This is a genomic window from Klebsiella sp. TF21-TM, from assembly GCF_019753495.1.
In the GTDB taxonomy this organism is placed as follows: domain Bacteria; phylum Pseudomonadota; class Gammaproteobacteria; order Enterobacterales; family Enterobacteriaceae; genus Klebsiella; species Klebsiella quasipneumoniae.
Window position 1 is genome coordinate 1 of the sequence record NZ_JAIJYL010000058.1, and the last position, 8,465, is coordinate 8,465.

The window sequence follows — 8,465 nt, forward strand, 5'->3', positions numbered from 1 at the left end:
AAGCGTGCGTATTGCCTGAAAACACAACCCGCTACGGGGGAGACTTACCCGAAATCTGATTTATTCAACAAAGCCGATTATCACCCCAACCTAATAGAATATAATTATTCACAAGGCATTCATCAAAAATATAATCTTCTCCGTCAAGCGTATTCCCGAGAGACATTTTCCAAATCCGTCGCCCATTCAAGGACAGTGATTGGTTTGAACTACCACGTGTTTTAACTTCAGCATTCAGGCACAGCTGTTTAAAAATACCATCCACTACTTCGTAGCGAAGCGCACCCGATGTTTCATCAGTGGTCGCGCGGATCCCTTCGATAAAATCTTCATAGGAGAAGCTCTGGTGGAAGGTGGTAAACATAATGCGCTGCTTTTCTACCAACGACTTATAGCGTTCTTTTACCAACTCCCGTAAGTCATTGCCATGATGTTCGCGCGTAGCCTGTTGGTACCACGCATTATCGGCGATTTTTACCGCCATTTCGGTCGTAGAGTAGGTTTTGCCTGTGCCGGGGGGCCCGAAGAGAATTTGGTTTAAGGGATACATTAATGATTGTTCCTTATTTTCGTTGTCTCTTATTAGTTCGGTTTGGGGAGTTATAGCTGGTTGGCCTCCCAGCAAAGTTACCAGCGCCTGTAACGCTTCAACTGACTCAACATCAGCCGCGAAACCATATTGGGATGTACCGTTATCTTTCGGATAACGGCGGTAGCTGGTGCTTTTTACTTTTTCCCAAAGGCAGTGGATACCCGAAATACGATCGATTTCCGCTTTTAAGGCCCGGGTTTCTGGTGCAAGAACCAATGGGCTCTTGTTAACCACACCGTCCTGACGGCGTTTGACATACAGATACTTTCCATTCCCGAGCGCATGCTCAGAAGCATAGCTTGGCTCGAATTTTCCAGACTCAAGACGATAACCCAATTCATTCAACGCCTGGTATATCTCGAGAGAATTCAGCATTTCCTACACCACTCCTTGATGAAAAGCGTTAAGCCCCTTTCAACATATCAAACACCACCCGAGCAAAGCCCTTGGCCAGTTCAGGGTTAGAGAGATATTGCACCATCATCTCCTGCTGGGCCTCATTGCTGTCCATCACGGCATCATCAATGGCTTTTGGGAAATCGCCCAGCATCGCCTGCTCGCGCGTATTGTTAGCAATCTGGGTCATCACCGCCTGGTTTTCTGACAGCTTGTCGCGCACCGCGAAGGCATAGTTGATCATGTCTTTATCGGTGAGATTATCGGTGACGAATAGCTCGTTCAGACGCGCCAGGATATTCGACAGAAACTCCTCTTTCTTATCCTTCGGCTTCGCCGTTCCGACATCATTACCCGGTTTGATTTTGTATTCCGCCGCATCTTCCTGCAGCTTCAGATGCTGTTCGTGGAGTTTGGACAGGCGGTAATGGCTCATCTCCACGTTGCTTAAATCAACCTCATCTTCTTCGATACGTTGTTCATGCAGCAACGGACGCAGATGACGGGCAAACAGGCTCAGCTTTTCCAGGTCTTTGTCGTCGTAATCGACGATTTGCGACATAAACTCGTAAAAGCGGACAAAGCTACCGAGATCCTTCTTGAAGATATCCAGCTTACTTTTTTCTTTCTCGCAGTCCTTAAAGGTATTTTCCGCATTGGTGATCAGCACAACGTCGCCGGTCTTCTTCGTGCGTTCAAACATCTCTTTGGCTAGCACATAAGCATCAATCGCCGAGGTGTAGCGATGCTTCCAGCGCTCCACCGCAGGTTTGCAGATATTGCTAATGGCGGCGTTGGATTTGTTTTTGCTGAAGAATGCCTCGCAGAATTGCTCCACTTCGTTCCACAGGAAAATGCCGCTGGTGCGCAGTTTTTCATAAAGCTCAAAGACGAGTTGCGGATCGCTGACATCGATCAGTTCCGCAGTCTGGTAGTACGGCTGGAAAGCCCCCAAAATATCTTCGGGTTCGTTGTAGAAATCGAGCACAAAGGTGCCGGACTGCGCCTTCCCTGGATAGGTACGGTTCAGGCGCGACAGCGTCTGTACACACTCCACGCCGCCCAGCTTTTTATCCACATACATGGCGCACAGCTTGGGCTGGTCAAAACCGGTCTGGAATTTGTTAGCCACCAGCATTACCTGGTAGTCGTCGGTATCAAACGCTTTACGCATATCCCGGCCCTTCAGTCCGGGGTTCATATTGATCTCGGTGAACTTCTGGTTAAGCAGCGCAAGGCTGTTGTGGTCATCTTCATGGAATTCCACTTCCCCGGAGAAGGCCACCATGGCGCTGATCTTGTCGTACTTTTGCTCGGCGATATATTTATCGAACGCCAGCTTGTAGCGTACCGCCGCTTTACGTGAACTGGTCACCACCATCGCTTTCGCCTGGCCAGCCAGTAAGTGCATTACATGCTTGCGGAAGTGCTCAACGATCACCTTCACTTTCTGCGACACGTTATGATCGTGCAGCGAGACCCACTGGTTTAGTTTGATCTTCGCTTTTTTGCTGTCCACTTCCCGGTCAGGATCGTCCAGCTTTTGCAGCAGCTTATACGCCACTTTGTAGTTGGTGTAGTTCTTCAGGACATCAAGAATAAAGCCTTCTTCGATGGCCTGGCGCATGGAGTAAACGTGGAACGCTTCAGGTTTATTGGTTTTTGAAGCCGGTTCCTGCGGATTCGGGCGACGGCCAAACAGCTCCAGCGTTTTGGCTTTTGGCGTGGCGGTGAAGGCGTAATAGTTGAGGTTGTTGCTGCCTTTACGCGCGGCGACGGTGGCGTCCAGAATATCTTCTGAAGACATCTCCACATCGTCATCCGTTTCTTCGGTCATCAGCACTTCTTTCAGCTGACGTGCCGTAGATCCGCTCTGTGAGGAGTGCGCTTCATCGGCGATCACCGCGTATTTGCGCTGCTTGAGGCTGACACTGTTTTCAATCGCCTTCAGGACAAACGGGAAGGTCTGAATAGTGACGATAATGATTGGCTGCGAGTTTTCCAGCGCGCTGGCCAGCTTCTCCGATTTTGAGCCGTCGCCTTCTTTGTTATTGATACGCCCGACCACGCCATCCTGATGCTCAAACTGATAGATGGTGTCTTGCAGCTGATCGTCAAGCACGGTGCGGTCCGTCACCACAATCACCGAGTGGAACTGTTTCTCGCCATTTTCATCGTACAGACGGGAAAGCTGGTGGGCTGTCCAGGCAATAGAGTTAGATTTGCCCGATCCCGTGCTGTGCTGAATCAGGTATTTATTGCCTGTCCCTTCCACCGTGGCGGCGGTGATCAGTTTGTTGACCACGTCCCACTGGTGGTACCGCGGGAAAATCAGGCTCTCGCTTTTGTACTTCAGGCCAATGGCATCTTCTTTTTCAACGATTTGCAGATGCACAAAACTGGCGAGAATTTTCAGCAGATTGTCCGGCAGCAGCACCTCATTCCACAGGTAGCTGGTGGCGTAGTCGTTGGCATCTTCCGGGATGTCGTTCCCCGCGCCGCCGTCATGGGTGCCTTTGTTAAACGGCAGGAAGAAGGTTTTATCGCCATCAAGTTTGGTCGCCATAAACACTTCGTACTGGCTGACGGCAAAGTGCACCAGCGCACCGCGTTTGAAGGTCAGCAGCGGCTCAGGTTTGTTGGTGCCAGGATCCTTCGGCAAACGCGTTTTCTTATATTGCGTAATGGCGTTTTGCACCGCCTGCTTAAATTCAGACTTCAGTTCCAGCGTCGCCACTGGCAGGCCATTGACGAACAGTACCAGGTCGATACGCCATTTCTTTGCCTTGCTACCCGTTTCTTCAAATGCAGCGTTCGACGCATGCGGGCTGTAAACCAGCTCCGGCACGATGCGGCAGATATTCTGTTTGTAGCGCGTCAGGGTTTCCGGATTGAGGTTATGTTCCGGCTTAAACTGGCACAGGGAAAAACGCGCGTTATGGCTTTTGATCCCATGACGCAGCACGCCGAGCGTGCCGTAAGTGCGTGAAAGCATATCGGTAGCGTTGATATCCGCTTTTTTCAGCTGCGCCACCAGCGCATCGAGGAAATGACGCTCGGTATCCGAAGGATAAATTTTGGCAAATTTCTCCCATTCCTGCGGCTGTGTGGTCTGCACAAAGGTCAGCACATCTTGCGAGTACAGCGCACGTTCGCGATCGTAGCCGTCGGTTTTGCCACGAATCCAACCTTTTTCTTCCATCTGAGCAATTATCTCATTCTGGAAAATCAGCTCTTTGGTGCTATCTATGCTCATGCGGTGGCCTCTTGTGGCTCCTCAACGTCCTGCGTGTCAGGGGCAACCCAGTCGCGGACGTCAATTTTCCCGGTGACGGCGGCGGAGATAAGAGCAGTGCGGCGTTCCTGGAGTAAAGTTAACTTTTCAGTAAGATGGGCAGTAAGTGATTCAACTGAATCCAATGTTTGATGGATAAAATTTGATATTTCCTCTCTCTCGTTTTCCGGTGGCCAAGCAAGAATAAAGTTTTTGATGGTATCAACATTCACATGAGGAGAGGTCGACCCTATACAGTCTTGCTGAGCCTGAGTATAAGTAGAAGACGAGTTTAGTGCCCACATCAAATATCCAGGTGTGGATTTGGCCCTAAACAGCATAACACGCTGTGCTAAACACACTTTCGCCCCCTCTGGAATGGGAGCTCCAATACCAAACCGTTCACCCTCACGGGAATAAATTATATCCCCAGCTTTTGGAATTAATCTAAAATTCCTCTCATCGTAAACAGGTTCTGTGACTCGGCGACAATTTTCCAAGTCTAAGTATCCAGCCAAAATATCAGCTGTTCGGATTGCTGGATACTCACCCTCATCTGTGTAGTTAGGAGTTGAGTGAGGGCAATCAACTATATTGCGGCATTCATATTTTAACCGTGTAACACCCCAATGCTGCGGAATTTCCCCCAGCCACTCAACACCTGAATCTTTCATCGGCACATCTGGGTTTAGCCCTTTGGTGACAGCATGACTAATCACTGCCTGACGTTTTTCTTTCAGCAGTTCAATCAGTTGCTGTTGCTTCTCGATCAGGTTATCGATTTTTGCGGTTTCGTGATCGAGAAATTTGGCTATTTGGTCTTGTTCATATATTGGAGGGATGGGTAACATCAACCCTGAGAATTCACTAAATCTAAATTCTGTTGAACGCTCACGTATACCTTTCGCCAAAGAAAGAATAAAGTCAGTCACAGCTAACTGTCGAACTAAATACCCATAAAAGCGCATATTTAGAGGTTGGTTTTGCCAAGGAATACATACCGAACAAACAGGAGAGCATTTTCCGTCTGAATCACTAACACCTATAGCACCAGCAAATCCATCCATCGCGTGGATTACCAAATCGTTACGACGTACACCTTGATAACCAATTTCTTTAACAGAATTTGTAAATCCATCGGTTCGCCGATTAGTCCTAAGAGTAACCTGTCCATCGCGGAATGCGGTCACCACGCCATCAATATCGCGAAGAGGACGTTGGACTCTCTGAAAAATGTATTTAGCTTTTTTCAATAACCAGCCACTAGGGATTTTTCCCAGCCACTCAATCTCTGAATACTTATACTCCGGATACGCCTTATACTTAGCCATCAGGAATGTACCTCCTGCAGCAGCTTCATAATCTCGGCGCTGACCGCATCCAGATCGGCATCAATCTCGGATAGCGGGCGCGGTGGCTGATAGACGTAGAAATGGCGGTTAAACGGAATCTCGTAACCGACAATCCCCACCTCGCCATCTTTCGCATCGCGCTTATCGGCGTTGATCCACGCGTCTTTCACATGCGGCAGAACTTCTGCTTTGAAGTAATTTTCAATCAGGTCGCTGGTGGAAACTGCCGGGTTCAGCGGCACGTTCTCGTTATCGCGCAGGTCGCCGTCCTGCTCAAACTCGACCACTTTACCTTTGTACTCAAACGCGCCGTACAGCGGCTGAGCGGCTTCTTTCAGCACTTTCTTCACCACTGGCTCGGCATCCGGATTTTTGGTAGTGATGGCATCGATAAATTGCTTGTTCTCTTTCGCATCCAGCTTCACGCCAGCCGTTTTGATTGCCCCTTTCAGGGTCAACTGGAACTGGTTGAAGTCATTGCTCACCAGCGTTTTTCCACCCGCCTGCGCACCCAGAGCTGCCTGAATCTGCTGCGCTTTTTCCATTAACCCGCGCTGGGAAAGCCACAGTTTGCTATCGAGCAGGTCTTTAATCTGCTTCTCTTTCAGCTCGGCAAATTCAGCTTTGATGATGGTGCGCGCTTCCGCTTCCAGTTCGGAGAAATCACCGTAGTTATCCGCCTGCCATTGGGCTGCGAACTCTTCATACAGGCGCTCCATTGGCGCGTTAAACGGCTTCGGCGCAAAGCGCAGTGTCGCAATCGCTTCATCCGTCACCTGAGCGGATAACCGCAGCGGGCGCTCAATGGTCAGGCGGCGATAGCCAAAGTCGGTGCTGTTAAAGATTTTGCTGGCGAAGGTTTTCGGCGCTTCGGTTTTGGCCGTTGCTGGCTGACGACCGCGGCTGGATTTTTGCTCTGCGGCTTTTTCCAGACCCAGTTCTTCCAGGGTGGTGGCATCCACCACTTCAAAGTCACCGAAGGTCTTGGTGATCAGCTTGATATCGTCATCGCCCATCAGGTTACGCTTGGAACCCAGTGATTTACGCATCTTGCCGCACAGGTTGGTGCCATCAATCAGCTGAACTTTGCCTTTACGCTCAGGCGCTTTCTTGTTGGAGAGGATCCAGACGTAGGTGGCAATGCCGGTGTTGTAGAACATGTCCGTTGGCAGCGCGACGATGCCTTCCAGCAAATCGGCTTCCAGAATGTAGCGACGGATTTCGCTCTCACCGCTGCCCGCACCACCGGTAAACAGTGGCGAACCGTTAAGGATAATCCCGATACGCCCGCCGTTGCTCACGGTGCCATCCACATTGTGGTTGTCGCGCATTTTGCTGATCAGGTGCATCAGGAACAGCAGCGAGCCGTCGGATACACGCGGCAGGCCCGGGCCAAAGCGGCCGTTAAAGCCTTTCTGCGTATGTTCGTCGTTGATCTCGCCCTCAATCTTCTTCCAGTCCACGCCAAACGGTGGGTTAGAGAGCATGTAGTCGAACTGATCCAGCGGCAATTGGTCGTTAGAGAGGGTGTTCCCCAGCTTAATACGGCTGACGTCCTGACCTTTGATCAGCATATCGGCTTTACAGATTGCGTAGGATTCCGGGTTCAGTTCCTGACCAAAGGCGCGCATCACCGCGTTAGGGTTCAGCTCGTGCACATATTCCATGCCTGAAGAGAGGAAGCCGCCGGTCCCGGCCGTCGGATCGTAAATGGTGCGGATGATACCGGGCTGCGTCAGGGCTTCATCATCTTCCATGAACACCAGCGAGGTGGTCAGGCGCACGATATCGCGGGGGGTGAAGTGCTCACCGGCGGTCTCGTTGGAGCTTTCCGCAAAACGACGGATAAGCTCTTCAAACACCAGGCCCATTTCATAGTTGGAAATTGCTTTCGGGCTGAGATCGGTGGTAGCGAATTTCTTCACCACTTTGAACAGGAGATTGGCATCTTCCAGCAGGCCGACAAACTCACTGAATTTGAAGTGTTCAAAGATTTCACGCGCATCCGGGGAGAACGCCTGTACGTAGCTTTCCAGGTTGGCTTTGATGTCGTTCTGGCCCATCTTGCCCAGATCCATCTTCGAGGTGTTGAAGAAGGAAAGCCCGCTGGCGCGCAGCAGAAACTTCTCTTTGGCATCTTCCGGCAGTGGGCTGGTTTTTAATTCATCGTATTTCGCCACCACCGCGTCTTTGGTCTCCGCCAGCACACACTCAAGACGACGCAGCAGCGTAAAGGGCAGGATCACGCGCCCGTACTGAGACTGTTTAAAATCACCGCGCAGCAGATCGGCCACCGACCAGATAAAGGCAGCCGTTTGAGAAAAGTTAGTGTTAGTCATGAAGCCCTCGGAAGAGATTGCGGCCATGGAGCAAAGTGCTCCGGCAAAAAACCGTTTTGGAACGTAGTACGCAAAATAATACCTGCTACAGGGACTATCGCAACCGGAAAGGGACAAAGAAATGACCAGTATCAGGAGGACAATTCCTATCCTCATTTATTGCATCAGAGATATGACAAACAGCATTTTAAAAATTGAGAATACCCGTTCAGTAGCCATCGATGTGTAAAGTGGCACGCCATGTTTAGTGATACAAACAATTCTTGCGATCCCCCTCGCATCGTGGACAATGTTTAACCATCATGAATTTATACGACAACATCAATTGTTTAAGTTACGGGATGGGGAATGGACAGTAATACTCAGGGATTCACTTCATATTGGCGTAATACCTTGGCAGATGCCGAGTCTGGAAAAGGGGCATTTGAGCGTAGAGAGGGGCTTTGTTGAATAAATCAGATTTCGGGTAAGTCTCCCCCGTAGCGGGTTGTGTTTTCAGGCAATACGCACGC

Annotated in this window: 4 protein-coding genes; all 4 read right to left on the reverse strand. The window is 50.1% G+C overall.

The genetic code is table 11. The features are described 5' to 3' along the window. Positions 1-64: 64 nt before the first annotated feature. Genes K5R89_RS26155 through K5R89_RS26170 form a run of 4 tightly spaced genes read right to left on the reverse strand, consistent with a single transcriptional unit; the run spans position 65 to position 7,953 of the window. Positions 65-967, reverse strand: a complete 903-nt coding sequence (locus tag K5R89_RS26155) for a hypothetical protein (RefSeq protein WP_254242863.1) — start codon at positions 965-967, stop codon at positions 65-67. 28 nt (positions 968-995) lie between these two features. After that, positions 996-4,244, reverse strand: a complete 3,249-nt coding sequence (locus K5R89_RS26160) for a type I restriction endonuclease subunit R (protein ID WP_217259633.1) — start codon at positions 4,242-4,244, stop codon at positions 996-998. Further along, positions 4,241-5,593 carry a restriction endonuclease subunit S gene (locus K5R89_RS26165; protein ID WP_065813433.1) on the reverse strand — a complete coding sequence of 451 codons (1,353 nt, stop codon included), beginning with the start codon at positions 5,591-5,593 and terminating at the stop codon, positions 4,241-4,243. The genes K5R89_RS26160 and K5R89_RS26165 overlap by 4 nt, the downstream gene beginning before the upstream one ends. Continuing rightward, positions 5,593-7,953 (reverse strand): class I SAM-dependent DNA methyltransferase, encoded by a 2,361-nt coding sequence (locus tag K5R89_RS26170; RefSeq protein ID WP_065813435.1) that lies wholly within the window; start codon positions 7,951-7,953, stop codon positions 5,593-5,595. Before K5R89_RS26170 ends, K5R89_RS26165 begins: the two co-directional genes overlap by 1 nt. Between the last annotated feature and the right edge of the window lie 512 nt (positions 7,954-8,465).

Coding starts and splice junctions, on each gene's coding strand:
- K5R89_RS26155 (WP_254242863.1), bottom strand. CDS start 967: ATGCTGAATTCTCTCGAGATATACCAGGCGTTGAATGAATTGGGTTAT.
- K5R89_RS26160 (WP_217259633.1), bottom strand. CDS start 4,244: ATGAGCATAGATAGCACCAAAGAGCTGATTTTCCAGAATGAGATAATT.
- K5R89_RS26165 (WP_065813433.1), bottom strand. CDS start 5,593: ATGGCTAAGTATAAGGCGTATCCGGAGTATAAGTATTCAGAGATTGAG.
- K5R89_RS26170 (WP_065813435.1), bottom strand. CDS start 7,953: ATGACTAACACTAACTTTTCTCAAACGGCTGCCTTTATCTGGTCGGTG.